17 protein-coding genes and 1 tRNA gene are annotated in these 19214 nt (G+C 63.8%); 2 read left to right on the top strand and 16 right to left on the bottom strand.

All coding sequences use genetic code 11. From position 1 onward, the window contains the following. The first annotated feature begins 573 nt into the window (after positions 1 to 573). Positions 574 to 3243 carry an aconitate hydratase AcnA gene (gene acnA, locus AC1RRT_RS12865; protein ID WP_493015174.1) on the top strand — a complete coding sequence of 890 codons (2670 nt, stop codon included), beginning with the start codon at positions 574 to 576 and terminating at the stop codon, positions 3241 to 3243. A gap of 72 nt (positions 3244 to 3315) precedes the next feature. Further along, positions 3316 to 3876, top strand: a complete 561-nt coding sequence (locus AC1RRT_RS12860; RefSeq protein WP_493014200.1) for a nucleotidyltransferase family protein — start codon at positions 3316 to 3318, stop codon at positions 3874 to 3876. 6 nt (positions 3877 to 3882) lie between these two features. On the opposite strand, the gene AC1RRT_RS12855 is transcribed toward AC1RRT_RS12860, so the two are convergent. The 16 genes from AC1RRT_RS12855 to AC1RRT_RS12780 all read right to left on the bottom strand — a co-directional run bounded on the left by AC1RRT_RS12855 (position 3883) and on the right by AC1RRT_RS12780 (position 19213). Next, entirely contained in the window at positions 3883 to 4329 is a 447-nt protein-coding gene (locus AC1RRT_RS12855) for an FKBP-type peptidyl-prolyl cis-trans isomerase (protein WP_493014199.1), read from the bottom strand. A gap of 73 nt (positions 4330 to 4402) precedes the next feature. Beyond that, on the bottom strand, positions 4403 to 4759 hold the full coding sequence (locus AC1RRT_RS12850; protein ID WP_493014198.1) for an FKBP-type peptidyl-prolyl cis-trans isomerase: 357 nt from the start codon (positions 4757 to 4759) through the stop codon (positions 4403 to 4405). A gap of 152 nt (positions 4760 to 4911) precedes the next feature. Beyond that, on the bottom strand, positions 4912 to 5811 hold the full coding sequence (locus tag AC1RRT_RS12845; protein WP_493014197.1) for a UDP-2,3-diacylglucosamine diphosphatase: 900 nt from the start codon (positions 5809 to 5811) through the stop codon (positions 4912 to 4914). 191 nt (positions 5812 to 6002) lie between these two features. Next, positions 6003 to 6305: an HU family DNA-binding protein gene (locus tag AC1RRT_RS12840; protein ID WP_493014196.1), complete on the bottom strand. Its 303-nt coding sequence runs from the start codon at positions 6303 to 6305 to the stop codon at positions 6003 to 6005. Between the two features lie 207 nt (positions 6306 to 6512). Then, entirely contained in the window at positions 6513 to 7712 is a 1200-nt protein-coding gene (locus AC1RRT_RS12835) for a multidrug effflux MFS transporter (RefSeq protein ID WP_493014195.1), read from the bottom strand. 69 nt (positions 7713 to 7781) lie between these two features. Then, positions 7782 to 8594 (bottom strand): alpha/beta hydrolase, encoded by an 813-nt coding sequence (locus tag AC1RRT_RS12830; RefSeq protein WP_493014194.1) that lies wholly within the window; start codon positions 8592 to 8594, stop codon positions 7782 to 7784. 66 nt (positions 8595 to 8660) lie between these two features. Continuing rightward, positions 8661 to 9446: an ABC transporter ATP-binding protein gene (locus tag AC1RRT_RS12825; RefSeq protein WP_493014193.1), complete on the bottom strand. Its 786-nt coding sequence runs from the start codon at positions 9444 to 9446 to the stop codon at positions 8661 to 8663. 6 nt (positions 9447 to 9452) lie between these two features. After that, on the bottom strand, positions 9453 to 10703 hold the full coding sequence (locus AC1RRT_RS12820; RefSeq protein ID WP_493014192.1) for an ABC transporter substrate-binding protein: 1251 nt from the start codon (positions 10701 to 10703) through the stop codon (positions 9453 to 9455). 51 nt (positions 10704 to 10754) lie between these two features. After that, complete coding sequence (locus AC1RRT_RS12815) at positions 10755 to 11828, bottom strand: branched-chain amino acid ABC transporter permease (protein ID WP_493014191.1); 1074 nt, start codon at positions 11826 to 11828, stop codon at positions 10755 to 10757. A 3-nt stretch (positions 11829 to 11831) separates the two neighbouring features. Further along, positions 11832 to 12719 (bottom strand): branched-chain amino acid ABC transporter permease, encoded by an 888-nt coding sequence (locus AC1RRT_RS12810; protein WP_493014190.1) that lies wholly within the window; start codon positions 12717 to 12719, stop codon positions 11832 to 11834. Between the two features lie 13 nt (positions 12720 to 12732). Beyond that, positions 12733 to 14688, bottom strand: a complete 1956-nt coding sequence (locus AC1RRT_RS12805; protein ID WP_493014189.1) for an AMP-dependent synthetase/ligase — start codon at positions 14686 to 14688, stop codon at positions 12733 to 12735. Continuing rightward, entirely contained in the window at positions 14678 to 15427 is a 750-nt protein-coding gene (locus AC1RRT_RS12800) for an ABC transporter ATP-binding protein (protein WP_493014188.1), read from the bottom strand. The genes AC1RRT_RS12805 and AC1RRT_RS12800 overlap by 11 nt, the downstream gene beginning before the upstream one ends. Before the next feature lie 283 nt (positions 15428 to 15710). Continuing rightward, a tRNA-Gln gene (locus AC1RRT_RS12795) sits at positions 15711 to 15784 on the bottom strand. A gap of 63 nt (positions 15785 to 15847) precedes the next feature. Beyond that, entirely contained in the window at positions 15848 to 17128 is a 1281-nt protein-coding gene (locus AC1RRT_RS12790; protein WP_493014187.1) for a class I SAM-dependent RNA methyltransferase, read from the bottom strand. Further along, complete coding sequence (locus AC1RRT_RS12785; protein ID WP_493014186.1) at positions 17121 to 17876, bottom strand: TlyA family RNA methyltransferase; 756 nt, start codon at positions 17874 to 17876, stop codon at positions 17121 to 17123. The genes AC1RRT_RS12790 and AC1RRT_RS12785 overlap by 8 nt, the downstream gene beginning before the upstream one ends. Beyond that, a complete protein-coding gene (locus AC1RRT_RS12780) occupies positions 17873 to 19213 on the bottom strand; it encodes an MATE family efflux transporter (RefSeq protein ID WP_493014185.1) in 1341 nt (446 codons plus the stop codon). The genes AC1RRT_RS12785 and AC1RRT_RS12780 overlap by 4 nt, the downstream gene beginning before the upstream one ends. Position 19214: the final 1 nt, after the last annotated feature.

Genomic DNA, 19214 nt, shown 5'->3' with positions numbered 1-19214 from the left:
GTCAAGGGGTCATGGAAGTGGCAGGACGTACCGCCTTCACCCCCTGTATCCATTGCCTAAATTTCGACCCCGGTTGAACTTTCCTCCAGCCGAAAGAGCTTGGCAAAGCTCTGGTTTTACGGCACCAATTGCCCCAACCAATGCGGGACCAGCCCGCCCTGACCAGCCTTTCAATATCTGACGTTTCCGCCACGAAAGGATTGCCCCGTGAAAGCCGCCAAGAAGACCAAGCGCAAGGCCGTGAAGGCGAAGAGCCCGGCCAAGGCCAAGAAGGTCGTGAAGGCCAAAAAGGCCGTGAAAGCCAAGAAGGCCGTCAAGTCGGCCAAGACGCCGGCCAGGAAGGCGATCAAGAGCGCCAAGAAAAAGGCTGTGAAGGTCAAGAAGGCGGTCAAGGCCGCCAAGAAGGCCGTCATCCGCAAGGCCGTGAAGAAGGCTGCCAAGAAACAGGGGCTGCGCAGCGCCGCCAAGAAGACCGCCGCCGTCGCCAGGAAGCTGCCGGTGGCCAAGAAGGCCGCCGCTGGCAAGTCGACCGGCGCCGCGCGTTCCGTGCCGATCGTGGTGGGCCACGACACCATGAAGACCCGCCGCACCCTGAAGGTCGGCAACAAGAGCTATGCCTATTACAGCATCAAGGCAGCCGAGAAGGCCGGCCTGGGCGATCTGACCCGCCTGCCCTATTCGATGAAGGTGCTGCTGGAAAACCTGCTGCGCTACGAGGACGGCCGCAGCGTCACCGTGGACGACCTCAAGGCCGTCGCCCAGTGGCTGAAGGACAAGCGCTCTGACCGCGAGATCGCCTATCGCCCCGCCCGCGTGCTGATGCAGGACTTCACCGGTGTGCCGGCGGTGGTCGATCTGGCCGCCATGCGCGACGCCATGACCCACCTGGGCGGCGACACCAAGAAGATCAACCCGCTCTCACCGGTCGATCTCGTGATCGATCACTCGGTGATGGTGGATCATTCGGCCGCCAAGAGCGCCTTCCAGAAGAATGTTGATCTGGAATACGAGCGTAACGGCGAGCGCTATGCCTTCCTGCGCTGGGGCCAGACGGCTTTCGACAACTTCCGCGTCGTACCGCCGGGCACCGGCATCTGCCATCAGGTCAACGTCGAGTATCTGGCCCAGACCGTATGGACCGGTCTGGATGGCAAGGATGAGGTCGCCTATCCGGATACGCTGGTCGGCACCGATAGCCACACCACCATGGTGAACGGCCTGGCCGTGCTGGGCTGGGGCGTCGGCGGCATCGAGGCCGAAGCCGCAATGCTGGGCCAGCCGATCTCCATGCTGCTGCCGGAAGTCGTCGGCTTCCGCCTCTCGGGCAAGCCGAAGGAAGGCACCACGGCCACCGATCTGGTGTTGACCGTGACGCAGATGCTGCGCAAGAAGGGCGTGGTCAACAAGTTCGTCGAATTCTACGGCCCTGGCCTGGATGAGTTGTCGACCGCCGACCGCTGCACCATTGCCAACATGGCTCCGGAATACGGCGCCACTTGCGGCTTCTTCCCGGTCGATGGCGAGACCATCGCCTACCTGAAGGCCTCGGGCCGCGATCCCGAGCGCGTCAAGCTGGTTGAGGCCTATGCCAAGGCGCAGGGCTTCTGGCGCGCGCCGAAGTCGCCGGACCCGATCTTCACCGACACGCTTGAACTCGACCTCTCGACGGTCGAGCCCTCGCTGGCCGGTCCGACCCGTCCCGAAGGCCGCGTGCCGCTGAGCCGCGCTGCCGCCGAGTTCAAGGACGCGATGACCAACTTCTACGGCAAGAAGACCGCCGTGGACTTCCGCGCCAAGGTCGAGAACTCCAAGTTCGATCTCGGCCATGGCGACGTGGTGATCGCCGCGATCACCTCCTGCACCAACACCTCGAACCCCAGCGTGCTGCTGGGTGCCGGCCTGCTGGCCCGCAATGCGCTCAAGAAGGGGCTGAGCACCAAGCCGTGGGTGAAGACCTCGCTCGCGCCGGGCAGCCAGGTGGTCACCGACTACCTCGCCAAGGCCGGCGTGCAGAAGGATCTCGACGCTCTCGGCTTCCAGATCGTCGGTTACGGCTGCACCACCTGCATCGGCAATTCCGGCCCGCTGCCGGACAACATCTCGAAGGCCATCACCGACAATGATTTCGTCGTCGGTGCCGTGCTCTCGGGCAACCGCAACTTCGAAGGCCGCGTCCATCCGCTGACCAAGGCGAACTACCTCGCCTCGCCGATGCTGGTGGTTGCCTATGCGCTGGCCGGCAACCTGAACATGGACGTGGCCAACGAGCCAATCGGCCATGACAAGAAGGGCAAGCCGGTCTACCTGAAGGACATCTGGCCCTCGAACAAGGAAATCGCCGCCACCGTGCGCAAGTACGTGACGCCCGCGATGTTCAAGAAGCGCTATGCCGACGTCTTCAAGGGCGATCCGAACTGGCGCAAGATCAAGGTCGATGGCGGCCAGACCTATGGCTGGGACAACAAATCGACCTACGTGCAGCATCCCCCGTATTTCGAGGGGATGAGCGCGACGCCGGCGGCGATCACCGACGTCAAGGGTGCCCGTGTGCTGGCGATCCTGGGCGACAAGATCACCACCGACCACATCTCGCCCGCCGGTTCGATCAAGAAGGACGGCCCCGCCGGTGCCTACCTGACCGACCACACCGTGCCTTATGCCGACTTCAACTCCTATGGTGCCCGTCGCGGCAACCACGAGGTGATGATGCGCGGCACCTTCGCCAACATCCGCATCAAGAACGAGATGGTGCCAGGTACTGAAGGCGGCATCACCAAGCACATGCCGGCCGGCGATGTCATGTCGATCTATGACGCCGCCATGAAGTACAAGGCCAGTGCCACTCCGCTGGTGATCGTGGCCGGCAAGGAATACGGCAACGGTTCCTCGCGCGACTGGGCGGCCAAGGGCACCATCCTGCTGGGCGTCAAGGCGGTGATCGCCGAGAGCTACGAGCGTATCCATCGCTCGAATCTGGTGGGTATGGGCGTGCTGCCGCTGCAGTTCCTCAACAACATGACCCGCTTCGACCTCAAGCTCGACGGTACGGAGAAGTTCGACATCTCCGGCATCGCCGTCGGCCTGAAGCCGCGTATGAAGACGCCGGTGACCATCACCCGCGCCGACGGTTCGACCCAGACCATCGAAGTGCTCTGCCGCATCGATACGCTGGACGAGATCGACTACTACAAGAACGGCGGCATCCTGCATTACGTGCTGCGCAACCTGGCCAAGGCCGCGTAAGCGCAACACTGCAGATCGCAGAACCAGAAACGGCCGGAGGAAACTCCGGCCGTTTTGCTTTATAGCTACCCCATGTCCGCCGACAGCCAGGCCGTCATAGACATCATCGCCGCCGATCCCTGGGCCATGGATATCCTATGGCTGGCGCGCAACCTCGGCCTGCCTGACTGGGCGATCGGCGCCGGCTTCGTGCGCAGCCTGGCTTGGGATCGGCTCTGCAATTTCAACCATCGCACGCCGCTGAACGATATCGATATCGTCTACTTCGATCCGGCCAATACCGGGCGTGGTGTTGAAATGGCCGCTGAGGCTGAGCTGGCCGCCGCGCGCATCGATCAGGTCTGGTCCGTGCGCAACATGGCGCGGATGCACATCAAAAACCGCGACCAGCCCTATCGGGATACAGCCCATGCCATCGGCCACTGGCTGGAAACGCCAACCACCGTCGCCATTCGCCTGGAGCCGGATGGCAGTCTGCATCTGCTGGCGCCACATGGGGTGGAAGACCTGCTGGCCGGCCGCGTCAGGCCGACACCGCACGGCCAGAGCAAAATTCAGGAATACCGCACGCGGGTCGCATCAAAAAAATGGCCGGCGCGCTGGCCCCGCGTGCGCGTTGAAGGCCTGACGTAAGCGGCCTTACTTGAGGTCGACCAGCTCGACATCGAAGATCAACGTGGCATTCGGCGGGATCGCGCCGCCGCCAGCGCCCTGCGCGCCATAGGCCAGGTTGGGCGGAATGATCAGGGTGCGCTGACCGCCCACCTTCATGCCGGCCACGCCTTCATCCCAGCCCTTGATCACCCGGCCACCGCCGACCGGAAAGGCGAAAGGCTGGCTGCGGTCGCGCGAGCTGTCGAACTTGCGGCCCTTCTCTCCGGCGATATAGAGCCAGCCGGTGTAATGCACGATAGCAGTCTGCCCCGGCATAGCGGTGGCGCCGGCGCCAACCTTCACATCGGTATACCGCAAGCCGGACGACGTGGTCTTTTCCTGGGCCCAGGCTGCATTCTTGGCCGGCAGGGCGATGGCAAGGCCGGCGGACAGGATGGCGGCAGCGGCAAAAGCGCGGCGGGACAACAGCATTACGGACAGCTCCTGAAGGTTTAAGACGGAGACGCTGCCGCGTGAATGCGGCGACAGCATGGCATGGCCCGCCTCAGCGGACGTTGACCAGTTCGATTTCGAAGAACAGCGTGGCGTTGGGCGGAATGATGCGGCCGTTACCGCGCGCGCCATAGGCCAGGTAAGGCGGGATGATCAGTGCACGCTTGCCGCCGACCTTCATATAGTTGACACCTTCGTCCCAGCCCTTGATCACCTTGCCCTGGCCGAGCGCGAACTCGAAGGGCTGGCCACGCTTGTAGGAACTGTCGAACATCCGGGTCGGCTTGTTGTTCTCCCAGATCCAACCGGCGTAATGGACCGAGACCATCTTGCCCTGTTCGGCCTTTGCGCCGGTTCCGACCACAACATCGCCCATGCGCATTCCAGACGCGGTCTGGCGCAGATTCACGGCCTCTTGCTTACCGCCAAGGCCGATCGCCCCAAGCAATGATGAAAGCACTCCCATGCCCCGAGAATACCAAGCAAATTTGCCGATGCCCAGAGTTGTCACAGGCCCCGGCAGCCGCGACTCGGGGTATACACGTCACCGTGTAGGGCCGATCAATCCACCGTTGCCGGCTGCGAAACCCGCGCGGGTATCACAACATCCTCCGGAAGCAGATCATTTCCCGGCATCTCGGCCAGGGCCGGCTCCAGGCTGTCCAGCCCGCCGGCAGCCAGGAAACTCTCCATGGTCTCGCGCAATTCGGCCCAGCGCAGGATTTCCAGCCGGCCATCGGCATGCTCGACCAGGGCTGTGCAGCTCTCCACCCAGTCGCCATCATTGCAGTACAGGATGCCGTCGATCTCGCGGATCTCCGCGTGGTGGATATGCCCGCAGACCACCCCGTCGACATGCCGGCGGCGCGCTTCCTCGGCGATCGCCTGCTCGTAGTCGGAGATAAACTCGACCGCGTTCTTGACCTTGTGCTTCAGGTAAGCCGAAAGCGACCAGTAGGGCAGGCCCATGCGACGGCGGATATGATTGAACCAGGTATTTAGGTCCAGCGCGAAGCCGTAGGCCGCGTCACCCAGCAGCGCCAACCATTTGGCGCAGGTGACGATGCCGTCGAAATGGTCGCCATGGGTCACCAGCAGGCGGCGGCCATCGGCGGTCTGGTGGATCGCCTCCATCTGCACGGTAATGCCGCCGAACTGCAGGCCGGTGGCGTCGATGAAATCGCGCAGCGCCTCGTCATGGTTGCCCGGCACATAAATGACGTCGGTGCCCTTGCGCGCCTTGCGCAGCAACTTCTGCACCACATCGTTATGGCTCTGATTCCAGTACCAGGACCGCTTGAGCCGCCAGCCATCAACGATATCGCCGACCAGATACAGCGTATCGGATTCAGTATGTTTGAGAAATTCCAGCAGCAGATCGGCCTTGCAGCCGCGCGTGCCCAGATGGATGTCGGATATCCATATGGTGCGGTAACGGGCCGGAAAGAGCGCCATATTCATCGGTCACCTGCTGAACGAATCACCAGATCTGGCAATGCGTTGGCCGGGAAGATGAATCGCGGACTCGCTGAAGTCCCGTGAATTTTCGATGACCCGCATGACGGTTCGATGACAACCGCAGCCGCGACTGCGCAAAGAAAAAGGGCCTGCCGCGAGGCAGGCCCTTGAAGCTTGATCCTAGAACGAAAGGATCAGACGGCTTCCTTCAGCACCTTGGAGGCGCGGAAGGCGACCTTCTTGGAAGCCTTGATCTTGATCGGCTCACCGGTCTGCGGATTGCGGCCGATGCGAGCGGCGCGCTTGCGGACCTGCAGGATACCGATATCGCCCATGCGGACGCGTTCGCCCTTCTTCAGCGACTTGGTGATGGCAGCAAAGAAGTCCTCGAACAGGGCGAGGGTCAGCTTCTTCTGCAGCTCATGCTTCTCGGCCAGCGTGGAAGCGATCTGCTTCGCAGTCACGGTAACCGTCTTGGTGGCGGCTGCCTTAGCCATGGTCTCTCTCCTCGGAATTGATGAGTCAGATGTTGTTTTTGAACGAATCGGGGGTTGATTCCCGAATCCTGCATAGCATCACCCCGTGGTTTTGCCCATCGGGTAATGCAAAAAATCCGCTAGCCATGCGGGGTTTCGAGAACCGGCACGAATCGGAGCCGCAAACCACGCGGGTTTGTGACCACCCCCTGTGGACAGACTTGCCGTTCAGGGGCGGCTGGCGCGGGATTTTGAAGCGATCAGAAAGCTTAAGACAGACAAACTGCCGCAGCCGAGCATGCCCCAGATCATCGGATACTGGCTCGGATCGTGGTCCTGGCCGTAGCCCACCAGCAGTGCCATGCCGGCGCCGGTCAGCATCTGCACCGCCCCTGAAAGGCCGGCGGCGGCGCCCGCCGTACGCGGATTGATCGAGATCGCACCGGCCGTAGCATTCGGCAGGGTCAGGCCGTTCGACATCGCCACCACCATCATCGGCACGAAGATGCCGGGCAGGCTGAGTGGCCCCAGCCAGCTGGTCAGGGCCAGGGCGGTAATGCCGGTCATGGCAAACGCGGCGCCGGCCGCCAGCATGCGGTTGATACCGAAGCGGACGGAAAACCGGCCGGTGAGGAAATTGCCGATCAGGTAGCCGCTGGATACGACGATGAACCACAAGCCGTAATCAGAGGGCGGCAAGCCCATCACCGTCACCACCACGAAGGGCGCACCGGCGATGAAGGAGAAGAAGACACCTGAGGTAAAGGCCAGCTGCAGCACATAACCGCAGAAGACCGGCGAGCGCAGCAATTCCGCGTAGCCGCGCAGCAGGGTCATCACACCCTCGCCTTCACCGCGCTGGCTCAGCGTTTCCGGCAAGGTGCGCAGTACCCAGGCAAATACCGCCAGGCCGGCGATGCTGCAAGCGGCGAAACTTGTGCGCCAGCCCGCCATCGTATCGAGATATCCACCCAGGGCCGGCGCCAGCATGGGCGCCAGGGTCATCGCCATGGTGACATACCCGATCATGGCGGCCGACCGCTCACGGTCGTACAGGTCGCGGATGATGGCGCGGCCCAGTACCAGGCCGGCGCAGCCGCCGATGGCCTGCAGGGCGCGCCCTAGCATCAGCAGCGTGATCGACGGCGCCACGACGCAGGCGATGCTGCCCAGGCAATAAAGCCCCAACCCCCAGAGCAGGACCGGACGGCGGCCGTAGCGGTCGCTAAGCGGCCCATAGACCAGCTGCGCTGCGCCCAGGCCGATCAGGTAGAAGGTCAGGGTCAGCTGCACCAGGCCGTAATCGACGCCGAACTGGCGGGCCAGACCAGGCATCGAAGGCATGAAGATATTCATGGCCATCGGTCCCAGCGCCGACATGGCGACCAGAATCACGACTGAGGGCAGGCGCTGGGCGGGAACCGACATGCGAGCATACAGGGGTGAGCAGGCCGGAGGCCCGGGATCCGCCCATATACAGCGGCCGGCGGCGTCTTTCTACTGTGCCGCCACGCCCTTGATCCAGGCCGCCACCTCATCCTTCACGATGGCCGGCGTGTTCAGGTGATTGGCGCTGATCGCGAGATACTGGTTTTTCGGATTGGGCTTCAGGCGATCGAAAATATAGGCCCGACCCACAGTGGTGAGCGGATCCTGATCGCCCAAGGCGACCAGGACCGGGATTTCTGCCGGCTGCTTTGCGGATGCCACAGCCATGTCGCCCATGCCGTCCGGATCGAAATAGGACAGGTAAGCCTTGGCCGTGGTGCGCACGGCGAGAGCCTTGCCCTGATTGTTGTCCATGAAATCCTTACGCGTGTCGCCCTGGCCAGACGCCACCAGCGCCCGCGCCTCATCGATACTCGCCTTCACCGCGACATTCGGACCCTGCTGTGCGCTGTTGTAATAGTAGTAAGGGGCATGGCCCGGGGCGAGCATCACGACGCCATTGACCCCACCGCGCTGCGCCGCATAGGCCAGACCGATGGCCGCACCCATCGAATGCCCGGCGATGAACAGCTTCACGGCGCCACGCTGCTTCAGTTTCTCCAGATGGCCCGCAATCTCATCCATCCCCTTGGTGAGGTCGCCATCGATATAGCGGTTGGCGGACCATGGCATGTCGGGCATGGAAACAACCGCGCCATCAGCTTCAAGCCGTGACTTCAGCGTCTGCATGCTGGGCGTGCCGGGACTGCCGGGATTCTTTCCATGCAGCATCAGGACGCCAACCTTGTCCTGGGCCATGGCATTGACGGGCTGCACCAGAACGGCCAGCGCCAGCAGACCTGCAAAAACTGATTTGAACATATTGTGTATCCCCCCGGATTGAGATGTCAGCCTAGGGGTGCCGCCCGCGGGCAGCAAGAGAAAGCATCAGGCCAGCCAGCGCTTGCGGCGGCGATAGTGCTTCACCGCGTGATAATCCACGCGGCCGGTACCGCCAAGGTAGAATTCCTGCACGTCGGGATTCTGCTTGAGCTGTTCGGCGCTGCCGTTCATGACAACGCGTCCGTTCTCGATCAGATAAGCCTGATCGACAATATCGAGCGCCGCCGTGGCATTCTGCTCCACCAGCAGCAGGCTCATGCCGCGCTCGCGGTTGATGCGGCTGATGGTGCCGAAGATTTCATCCACCAGATAAGGCGCCAGGCCGAGGCTAGGCTCATCCAGCATCAGCAGCTTGGGCTCGGTCATCAGCGCGCGGCCGATGGCCAGCATCTGTTGCTCACCGCCCGAGAGATAGCCGGCTTTGGCGTTGGCGCGCTGGCCCAGGCGCGGGAAGAAGGTGAAGACCATGTCCATCAGCTCGGACACCTTCTGCCGGCTGCGGTGCATGGAGGACGCCGCGATCAGGTTTTCCGCCGGCGTCAGGTGGCCGAAGACGCGCCGGCCTTCCAGCACCTGCACGATGCCCAGACGAACGCGCTGCGGCGCGGAGAGCGCGGCAATGTCCTGTCCCTGAAACAGGATATTGCCGCGCGTAACCTCGCCGCGTTCCGGCTTCAACAGGCCGGAGATGGTCTTGAGAGTCGTACTCTTGCCGGCGCCATTGGCCCCGAGGAGGGCGACCGCGCCACCCTCGGAGACCGACAGCGAAACGCCCTTGATCGCGAGAAAAACGCGGTCGTAGGCAACTTCGATGTTTTCCAGCGCCAGCATATCGGGTCAGTTCCCGGACTTCTTGAACTCATCCGCGTTCTTGCGGACCAGCTCCCAGACAAGGTCTTGGGACGCCGCGTACCAGTCGGTCTTGGGGACCCACTTGGCGCCATCCCATTGCGAAATACGGCCCTTGCCGCCACCCTGATGATCTTTCGCCGTGATAGTCACCGGCGGGATCAGGCCCTGGGCATCGAAGTTGGTGATGCTTTCCAGGCCGGCCTTCAGCTTGGGGCCGGTGAGCGGACCCGGATCCTTCTCCAGCGCCAGGCGGATGCCCTCGGCCACCAGCGCGGCACCCGCCACACCGATGTTGTAGTAGGACGAGCCGACCTTGGCGGCCGGACCCGCGCCCTTGCCCTTGGCAACAACCTCGGCATCAATCGCCTTGATCACGGTCGAGTCCTTGCCATAGGCCGCGCCTTCGAAGCGCAGCACGCCCTTGGCCGCATCCTTGCCGGCGATCTCGGTATCGACTTCCGAGAGCCAGATCACCGACAGCAGGCGATCGAGCTTCACGCCGTTACGGATCGCTTCGCGCAGCGACACGGTCTGACCGCCACCGGCGCCCCAGATCACGGTCCAATCAGGCTGGAAGCGGCGCACCGCTGTCCACGTAGCGGATTGCTCATTCCCCGGAGACGGATACGGGTGGATGCCGAGCTCGAAGCCTTCCTTCTCGGCCAGCGCCTGGAAGATCGGATGCGGCTCGCGACCAAACGGCGAGTCGATACCGACCAGGGCGATCTTCTTGCCCTTCAAATTCCCTTTTTCCTGCTCCTTGATGTACTGCAGGATATTGGTCGCCTGCGACCAGTAGAGCGGCGTCATCGGGAAGATGTAGGGGAAGGTTTCACCATCGGCGGCGTCCGAGCGGCCATGGAACAGCGTCAGCATGTTGACCTGGTCCTTGAGTGCACGCGGCACCACGGCGCGCGACACCGGCGTCGACAGGAAGTCGACCAGCACGGCACCTTCATTCTTCATGCGCTCGTAGGCCTCAATGCCGCGTTGCGGCTGGTTGCCCGTATCCACCACATCGGCTTGGATCTTGTAGCCCTTGATGCCGCCGCGCTCGTTGATCAGCGAGAAATAGTCGCGCTGACCCTGGTTGTAGTCCGAGGTGACGAAGGTGTAGACGGCGGTGAAATCCTCGGCCAGGCCGATCTTGATCACCTTGTCCTGCGCCTGCGCGCTGCCGGCAGCAACAGCAAACGCGGCCGCCGCTCCCAGCATCTTCAATGCACTCTTGCTCATGGCGTCTCTCCTCTGTGTTTTTACTATTCTTGTTGAACCCAAAGTCACGCTTTAACGCCGGGCATGGCGGAAGGGCCAGACCAGGAAATAGTTGCGGACGTTGTCATAGACCTTGGCAAGCCCTAGCGGCTCGAACAGCAGGAAGCCCATGATCAACCCGCCATAGAGAATGAGCGGGATCAGCGCCAGCACCTCGGGCGAGAGCGTCATGCCGGCCAGCTTCACGATGGCACCGACGCCGTTGTTCAGCACGATCGGCGCCAGCAGTACGAGGGCCGCGCCGAAGAAACTGCCCAGGATCGACCCCATGCCGCCGACGATCACCATGGCCACAACCTGGATCGAGACATCGAGATGGAACTGCTCGGGCGTCACGGCGCGGTAGTAGCAGAAAGCCAGCACCGCGCCGGCGATGCCGCCGAGGAAGGACGAGACCCAGAAGGCCAGCAGTTTGTAGTAAAAGGCATTCACGCCGATGATAGCGGCAGCGAAATCCTTCTCGCGCACCGCGACCAGCGCACGGCCGAAGCTGGTGCGCTTCACATTCAGCATGAAGACGGTGACCAGCACGCAGATGCCGAAGGCGACCCAGTATTGCCCGGCTTCGGAGGTGACCGCAAAGCCCAGCACCCGGATCGGCGGCGTCTGCAGCGTCGCCTGGCTGCCGCCGCTGATCGCCGGTACATGTGAGATCACCCAGTCGACCATATATTGCATGGCCAGCGTCGAGACGGCGAGATAGAGCCCCTTCACGCGCAAAGCTGCAGCCCCGAAGACAAGTCCGGTGACGGCAGAGACCAGTCCCGCACCGAGCAGCGCCAGCTCGAAGGGCACGCCGGCCCGCGCCATATGGATGGCGCTGTAGGCGCCGATGGCCATCACGGCGGCAAAGCCCAGATGAATCTGCCCGGCCCAACCCATCAGCAGGTTGAGCGCCAGCGCAGCGGTGGCCCAGATGATCCAGGGCAGCATGTAGCTGCCAAGATACAGCGGCGACAGCAGGAAGGGTGCGGCGATGCCCAGTACTAGCACGATCACCACCAGATAGCGGTCGAACGGCACCGGCCAGAGCTGGCGGTCGGCCAGATAGGACGTGTGCTTGATGCCGGAGAGGCGATAGAACATGGCTTACACCCGCTCGATGTCTTCGCGGCCGAACAGGCCATGCGGTCGCAGGATGACGGTGAGCAGGATCACCAGCGAGGCCACCACGTCGCGGCTGCCGCCGCCGACATACGGATCGAGATAGGCCGGGATCACGCTTTCCAGGATGCCGACGATCATGCCGGCGATCAGCACGCCCACGATGCTGTCCAGCCCGCCGAGGATCGCCACAGCCAACGCCTTCAGCAACAGCAGCGACAGCGTCCAGTCCACGCCCTGCACCGAGCCCCAGAGGATGCCACCCGAGGCGGCCGCAATGCCGGCCAGCCCCCAGGAAAGCCCGATGGCGCGTTCGACCGAGATGCCGACCGACCACGAAGCGGTCTGGTCATTGGAAACCGCGCGCAGCACCGTGCCGATGCGGGTGCCGAAGAAGGCCATCGACAGCAACACCAGTGTCAGCGCCACACCGCCCGACACCAGATAGGCGGTGTTGATCAGCATCGGGCCGATGATGATCGGCGCCTGCGGAATACCGAGATCGAGGCGTTTGACCACGCTGCCGAAGATGGCTGGCGCCAGGCCGCGCAGCAAAATCTCCAGACCCAGGGTCAGCATGATCACCATGATCACCGGTTGGCCAATCATGGACCGCAGTGCCACGCGCTCGATGCCGACGCCGACGAAGAACATGATGATCAGGCTGAGTGGCACAGCCACCCACATCGGCGCACCGACCAGAACCAGCAGCGCCCAGGCGACATAGGCGCCGACCATGGCAATGGCACCCTGCGCCAGATTGGCAATGCCCGAGGACTTGAAGATCAGCACGATGCCGAGCGCCACCAGGGTGTACATCAGCCCGATCAGCACGCCGTTGACCGCCAGTTCAAGGAAGAAATAGATATCCATGCTCGGCTTCCCCTCAGGCCACGGTGCGGATCAGCAGATGGCGCTTCAGCGCCCCGGTCGCACCGGTCTCGTAGGTGATGCGGGTTTCGTATTCGATGCTGTCGCCCGATCCGTAAAGCGCCTCGATCACCGGGGCGTAGCGCTCGTCGATCACATTGCGGCGCAGCTTGCGGGTGCGAGTCACCTCGCCGTCATCGGGGTCGAATTCCTTGGGCAGATTGGCGAAGCGCTTGATCGCCAGCGCCGGCGGCAACAGCGAATTCACATGCTTCACCACCCCGGCGATCAGGTCGCAAACGCGCGGGTGCTGCGACAGGTCGGCATAGGACGTATAGGTCACGCCGTTTTCCTCGGCCCAGTGGCCGACAGCCGCCATGTCGATGCAGACCAGCGCCGCAAGATGCTCGCGTCCGTCGCCGATGATGGCGGCATCCTTCACGTAAGAGCTGAACTTGAGCCGGTTCTCGATGTAGGTTGGGATGTAGCGCTCGCCGGCCTTGGTATGCACCACCTCGCTGGCGCGCCCCAGCACCACCAGATCACCATCGGGCTCGAGATAGCCGGCATCGCCAGTATGCAGCCAACCGCCGGCCATCGACGCCGCCGTCGCCGCATCATCGCCGAGATAGCCGTCAAACACGCTGTCGGCACGCACCAGAATCTCGCCGTCATCGGCGATCCTGATCTCCACGCCAGGAAGCGGTTGCCCCACCGTATGCAACTTGACCTTGCCGCTGAGCTGCGCGGCGGTGAGCGCGGCATTCTCGGTCTGGCCGTAGAACTGCTTCAGGTCGAGGCCGAGTGCGCGGAAGAACAGGAAGGTGTCCTCGCCGATGGCCTCACCTGCCGTATAGGGCCGGCGAGCGCGGGCCAGGCCTAGATGGTCGCGCAGCGGTGCATAGACCAGCCACTCGCCCAATCCCCGCAGGATGCGGCGGCCAAGGCTGCTGCTGCGGCCTTCCAGACGGTCGCGCTCCAGGCTGATCGCCAGCGGCATGAAATAGCCAAACAGCCGGCGCTTGAACGCCGTCGATTCCGCCATGCCGACCTGCACATGGGTCAGCATACCGTCCCAGGAGCGCGGCGAGGCGAAATACACCATCGGCGCGACTTCGCGCAGATTGGACAGCACCGTGTCCTGACGCTCGGGGATATTGACGCAGAAGCGCAGCACGATGCCGCCGGCCAGGGTGAAGACGAAGTCGCCGACCCAGGCCATCGGCAGGTAGGCCATCAGCTCGTCGCGTTCCTTGAAATAGTCGGCGGCGGCGGCATTGCGCACGGCGGCGATGGCGCGGCGATGCTGCAGCACGATACCCTTCGGCTTGCCGGTGGTGCCGGAGGAGTGCAGCAGCACGGCGGCATCACTGGGCCGGGCGCGATTGATGAGATCGTCACGCAGGCCCGGCTCGGCCTGCAGTCGCGCCGCGCCTGTCTTGATCAGATCGTCCCAGGCCAGCAGGCCGGGCTGGGTGTAGCCGCGCAGGCCACGCGGATCGTCATAGATGATGATTTCGGGCTGACCGCCGGTATCGGCACGCAGCTCCAGCAGCTTGTCGACCTGTTCCTGGTCTTCGGCCAGCGCAAAGCGCGCGCGGCTGTTGGCGGCGAAGAAGCGGATTTCCTCCGGCGGCAAGTCGGAAAACACCGGTGCCGGCAGGCCGCGCAGCATGCCGATGCCGACGATGCCGAAATAGAGCTTCGGCCGGTTGTCGCCGATCACCAGTAGGCCTTCGTCGGCCCTGAAGCCCAGCGCATCCACGGCGGCGGCAAAGCTGAGCACCGCATCCAGATACTGCGTCCAGTTGAATTCCTTCCAGATGCCGTGCTCGCGTTCACGCATGGCGATCTCGGCGGGATGCCGGGCAGCATTGGCGGCCAGCAGCGTTCCCAGCGTGCCAGAGTCGAGTCCGGCATTCACGCGCGGTACGGCCTGCGCGTCGACGTCTGCGCGCGCCTCAAGCCGCATGGCGCTTCTTGCTCCCGAGATAGGCCTCGATCACCTTGGGATCGGCTAGCGCATCGGCTGGCTTGCCCTCGGCGATCTTCTCGCCATAGCACAGCACGGTCATGCGATCGCAGATCGCAGCCACGACATCCATGTGATGCTCGATCAGCAGCACGGTCAGGCCGCGTTCCTCGCGCGCGTCCAGGATGAAGCGCGCCATGTATTCCTTTTCTTCCTGATTCATGCCGGCCATCGGCTCGTCCAGGATCAGCAGCCGCGGCTCCGCTACCAGGGCGCGCGCCAGCTCGATGCGCTTCTGCAGGCCCAGCGGCACGGTTTCCACCGGTTCGTTGCGCACGTCCTGCAGCTGCAGGAAATCGATGATCTCCTCAACCACCTCGCGCTCACGGATTTCATCGCGCCGCGCCCACCACCAGTAAAACAGCGTGGCCAGCGCGCTGGGCCGCATATGGATATGGCGGCCCATCATGATGTTGTCGAGCACGCTCATGCCGCGGAACAGCGCCAGATTCTGGAATGTGCGGGCGATGCCCAGCCGCGCCACGCCATGCGGCTTGCGGCCGGTGATGTCCTCGCCCTCGAACAGGATGCGGCCCTGCTGCGGCGGATAGAAACCGGTGACCGCATTGACCATGGTGGTCTTGCCGCTGCCATTGGGGCCGACGAGGCCGTAGATCTGGCCGCGTTCAATCGACAGCGACACATCCTTCAGGGCCACAAGGCCGCCGAATTTGCGCACGACTCCCTGGCATTCCAAACTGATTGGCGCCGCTTCCATTCCGTCTCCTCCCGGACGCAAGCGCGTCCGGGTCATCAGCGTCGGCTTATGGATAGACAATGCTCGTTAAGCTGATGACCACGAAGATGATAAGCATGCGGACAGAAGCCGTGCAAGCAGACCAAGTCTGCGGCACGGGCAGGTGGAATTCTCTATCGACGCTATAAGGAAATTCTATGCATGCCGGCGGACGGGACAATTCGTCCCGTCTGTCACGATCAGCATGTCGGATGAGCCGGAAGAATGGCTGGGGGACTAGGATTCGAACCTAGACAACCAGAGTCAGAGTCTGGGGTCCTACCGTTAGACGATCCCCCAGCAGGGATCGGGGCGGGATATAGCCCGTCTAAGGGGGCTTTGCAACCCCCCAGTCTGGCCGCGCTAGCGCCTGAAAAGACTGACAATTTCCAGATGCGGCGACCACCGGAACTGGTCGATCGGCACCGCCCGCTCCAGGCGGTAGCCGGCATCAGCCAGCACCCGGGCATCACGGGCGAAACTGGAGGGATCGCAGGAGGCCATGACGATCAGCGGCGGTGCCTCTCCCCCCTTGGCGGCCTCGGCAATCTGCTGCACCTGAGCCTTGGCGCCGGCGCGCGGCGGATCGATCACCAGCGCATCCAGCTTCTTCAGTTCCGCGCGACTGAGCGGCTGCCGCTCCAGGTCGCGCGCCGAGGCCGTCACCTTGCCGGCAAAGCCCTTGGCCGCAGCGGCCAGCGCGGCAATCGCCGGCTTGTCGGCATCCACGGCCCAGACACTCTTGCCGGCCGCCGCCAGCCGCAGCGCAAAGGCACCGCAGCCGGAGAAAAGATCGGCCACGCGCTTGGCGTCTTTCAAGGCCTCGAGCGCGACATCCGCCATCGCCTGCTCGGCTTCGGCCGTCGCCTGCAGGAAGCCGCCGGGCGCCAGTGTCACCGGCGTCGCACCAAAGGCCACGCGCGGCGGCTCTTCGCCCTGATACAGCATTTCAGGCTCGCTGCGCATGTCGAAGCGGAAGCTGAGACGCCCGAGCCCGATCTGCTTGGCCGCCTTGCTCAGCTCGATGCGCTCCTGCACGCGCATCTTCAGCTTACCGGTGATCAGCACATCGGGGCCGGTTTCGGTCTCGGTGACTTTCAGATCGACAGCCCAGCCGTCGCCCAGCACCGGCATCATCATCTCGCGCAACTGCGGCAGCACAGCGACCAGCGCCGGCCGCAGCACCAGGCAGGTCTGCAGGTCGACGATCTTGCGCGTCTGCGCCTCGTGGAAGCCGAGCAGCACCTTGTCCTTCACGCGACGCGCGATGAACTCGGCGCGGCGGCGCGACTGATCCGGCACCGAGACCAGATCGTCCACTACGGGATTCTCGAAATCGCGACGCTTCAACGCCGCCACCAGCTTGTCGCGCTTCCAATCACGATAGGGAGCCTCGGCCCAGTGCTGCAACGCACAGCCGCCGCAGGCGCCGAAATGCAGGCAGGGTGCTTCCACGCGATCCGGGCCGCTGGCTTCGAGCACGCTGACCCAGGCGGCAAAGCCATCGCCGCGCTCCTCGCCCACCTTGGCGGCGACGCGGTCGCCCGGCACGGTGAAGGGCACGTAATAGCGCGCATCATCCTTGGTCAGCACGCCATGGCCCTGTCCGCCCATGCGTTCGATCACCCCATCCACGTCACGCATGCGCATTGCCTTTCCGGGCGGCGATCAGGAATTCGCGATTGCCTTCTGGTCCCAGGATCGGGCTGGGCTCCAGGCCGATCACCTGCCAGCCGGGCAGTTCACTCCACCAGCTTTGGATACGTTCGCAGACTTCCTCATGCAGGGCCGGATCGCGCACCACGCCACCCTTGCCGACGCGTTCGCGTCCGACCTCGAACTGCGGCTTGATCAGCGCAACCGCCCAGGCGCCATCCTGCGCCAGACCAAGAGCCGCCGGCAGCACGGTCTGCAGGCCGATGAAGCTGGCATCGCAGACCACGCAGGAAATCGCGTCGGGAATGAGTGCGGCGGTCAGATGGCGCGCATTGGTCTTTTCCATCACGACAACGCGTTCATCGTTGCGCAGCTTCCAGTCGAGCTGGCCCTCGCCCACATCGACGGCAAACACCTTCGCCGCGCCATGATGCAGCAGCACATCGGTGAAACCGCCCGTCGACGAGCCGACATCGATGGCGGTGCGGCCCTTGGCATCGAGCGAGAAATGCTCGATCGCATGCGCCAGCTTCACGCCGCCACGGCTGACCCAGGGATGCGGCTTGCCACGCACTTCCAGTGGAATATCGGCCGCGAGCGAAACGCCCGGCTTGTCGAGGCGCTTTTCGCCCGAGAAGACCAGACCGGCCATGATCGCGGCCTGCGCCTTGGCCCGGCTATCCGCCAGGCCGCGTTCCACCAGCATCTGGTCGAGGCGAAGTTTCGGGGCCTTCATCGCGCCAGCCTACGGGTCATGACGGCGAAACGCCAGAGTAGCAACACAGCCACGATGGCGAGTCCGACCACCAGGCCGGCCCAGACACCGATGCCGCGCATCGGCGTGTAGAAGCCGAACCAGATCGCCACCGGGAAGCCGATCAGCCAGTAGCCGACCAGGGTCATCACCATCGGCACGGCGGTATCCTTCAGGCCGCGCAGCGCGCCATTGGCCACGCCCTGTGCGCCATCGACCAATTGGAACAGCGCCGCCATGCCGAGATAGGTCAGCGCCATGGTGAAAACCGGCGCCGCGCTGTCGGGGACAAAGACCGTGATCAGCAGCGCACCGGCGAAGCGGAAGATCAGCGCCGTGCAGGCCATGAAGGACATGCCCATCAGAATAGCGACCCAGCCGGCACGTGCCGCCGCGGCAATATCGCGCGCCCCGGCGGCAAGACCGACGCGCACGGTGGCGGCCTGTGCCAGACCCATCGGCACCATGAAGGCAAGCGATGCCCATTGCAGCGCCACCTGATGACCGGCGACCTCGGTCGCGCCCAGCCGCCCCATCAGCAGGGCCGCCGCCGAGAACAGCCCGATCTCGGCGCCCAGCGCCAGCGCGATCGGCGATCCGATCTTCAGGAAAGCCGTCATGCGGGTGCGCGTCGTGCGCCACCAGCCTTGCGCCAGATGATAGCGACTGAATTGCGGATCGCGCGCGATATACCCGCCGAAGACCAGCAGGATGGCGATATTGACCACACTGGAGCCCAGCCCGGCACCCACCACGCCCAGCGGCGGCACGATCCAGAAGCCAAAGATCAGCACGGCGTTGACCGCGGCATTGAGCGCAACGGCCAGCAGGGTGAGCAGCAGCGCCGCGCGCGGCCGTTCGAGCGCCGAGACGAAGCCGCGCAGCACCATGAACCACAGCGCGGGAATGAACATGCCGCTGACCGCCTGCATGAAAGGTGAAGCCAGCACGATCAGTTCTTCGGGCTGTCCGATCAGTCTGAGGAAAGGCTCGCTGACCATCAGCAGCGCTGTACAGACCACGCCATACAGGCCGGTGGCGATCAGGCCGTCATGCACCGCCTGACGCACACCTTCGCGGTCGCCACGGTCATGCCCCAGCGATTGCGCGGCAATGGCCGGTGTGGCCATGGCAAGACCCAGCCCCATCATCCACAGGAAGCTGAAGATGGCGACGCCCAAAGCAGCCGCGCCCAGGGCCTCGGCACTGTAATGCGACAACAGCCAGACATCGGTGGTGTGGATCGCCATCTGCGCCAGCTGGGTGCCGACAATGGGCAGCGCCAGCGTGAGCGTGGCCCGCGCTTCCTTGAGGATCATG

This window comes from Ferrovibrio sp. GW821-FHT12B10 (assembly GCF_058807515.1).
This window is presented reverse-complemented; position numbering and strand designations above follow the sequence as displayed.

Bases quoted from the DNA above. Each gene is read 5' to 3' on its own strand.
- AC1RRT_RS12830 (WP_493014194.1), bottom strand. From the start codon at position 8,594: ATGTTCAAATCAGTTTTTGCAGGTCTGCTGGCGCTGGCCGTTCTGGTG.
- AC1RRT_RS12845 (WP_493014197.1), bottom strand. From the start codon at position 5,811: ATGAATATGGCGCTCTTTCCGGCCCGTTACCGCACCATATGGATATCC.
- acnA (WP_493015174.1), top strand. From the start codon at position 574: ATGAAGACCCGCCGCACCCTGAAGGTCGGCAACAAGAGCTATGCCTAT.
- AC1RRT_RS12785 (WP_493014186.1), bottom strand. From the start codon at position 17,876: ATGAAGGCCCCGAAACTTCGCCTCGACCAGATGCTGGTGGAACGCGGC.
- AC1RRT_RS12780 (WP_493014185.1), bottom strand. From the start codon at position 19,213: ATGATCCTCAAGGAAGCGCGGGCCACGCTCACGCTGGCGCTGCCCATT.
- AC1RRT_RS12790 (WP_493014187.1), bottom strand. From the start codon at position 17,128: ATGCGTGACGTGGATGGGGTGATCGAACGCATGGGCGGACAGGGCCAT.
- AC1RRT_RS12855 (WP_493014199.1), bottom strand. From the start codon at position 4,329: ATGCTGTTGTCCCGCCGCGCTTTTGCCGCTGCCGCCATCCTGTCCGCC.
- AC1RRT_RS12825 (WP_493014193.1), bottom strand. From the start codon at position 9,446: ATGCTGGCGCTGGAAAACATCGAAGTTGCCTACGACCGCGTTTTTCTC.
- AC1RRT_RS12810 (WP_493014190.1), bottom strand. From the start codon at position 12,719: ATGGATATCTATTTCTTCCTTGAACTGGCGGTCAACGGCGTGCTGATC.
- AC1RRT_RS12860 (WP_493014200.1), top strand. From the start codon at position 3,316: ATGTCCGCCGACAGCCAGGCCGTCATAGACATCATCGCCGCCGATCCC.
- AC1RRT_RS12840 (WP_493014196.1), bottom strand. From the start codon at position 6,305: ATGGCTAAGGCAGCCGCCACCAAGACGGTTACCGTGACTGCGAAGCAG.
- AC1RRT_RS12820 (WP_493014192.1), bottom strand. From the start codon at position 10,703: ATGAGCAAGAGTGCATTGAAGATGCTGGGAGCGGCGGCCGCGTTTGCT.
- AC1RRT_RS12805 (WP_493014189.1), bottom strand. From the start codon at position 14,688: ATGCGGCTTGAGGCGCGCGCAGACGTCGACGCGCAGGCCGTACCGCGC.
- AC1RRT_RS12835 (WP_493014195.1), bottom strand. From the start codon at position 7,712: ATGTCGGTTCCCGCCCAGCGCCTGCCCTCAGTCGTGATTCTGGTCGCC.
- AC1RRT_RS12815 (WP_493014191.1), bottom strand. From the start codon at position 11,828: ATGTTCTATCGCCTCTCCGGCATCAAGCACACGTCCTATCTGGCCGAC.